Origin of the sequence: Vibrio sp. 10N.222.48.A3, from assembly GCF_041475345.1 — a bacterium.
Lineage (GTDB): Bacteria > Pseudomonadota > Gammaproteobacteria > Enterobacterales > Vibrionaceae > Vibrio > Vibrio tasmaniensis_A.
Genome location: NZ_JBFRVX010001692.1, coordinates 1 through 378, shown reverse-complemented (window position 1 = coordinate 378; position 378 = coordinate 1). Strand labels below are relative to the sequence as shown.

1 protein-coding gene is annotated in these 378 nt (G+C 43.9%); it reads left to right on the top strand.

The genetic code is table 11. The features are described from left to right. The coding region (locus tag AB4653_RS28440; RefSeq protein ID WP_372105985.1) for a hypothetical protein at positions 1-378 on the top strand (378 nt) is incomplete at both ends.

Sequence of the window (378 nt, the reverse complement as noted above, 5' to 3'; positions counted from 1 at the left end):
GACTTTGATAAAGACCCAGTGACATCTACCGTGAAGTTGACCATCACCGATGGTGATATTCCAATCATCAACACCATTCCAAGTGTCACTTTATCAGAATCTAACCTTACAGATGGCTCGGCAGCAAGCAATGCTCCGGTGAGTCAAACTGAGACTATTCAGTTCACCAATCAAAGTGATAATGTCACCAGTTTCCGCATTGAACCGAACCAATTTAATACTAATGGTTTGCTAAAATCGAATGGGTTGGTCGTTGAGCTTAAAGCTGATCCAAATACGACTGGAGCGTACATCGGCTTTGTGAAAGACGGAGCTAACCCAGAAGTTCCGGTCTTTACGATTAGCTTCTCTACTAGCACGGTGGGTGAGTACACCTTT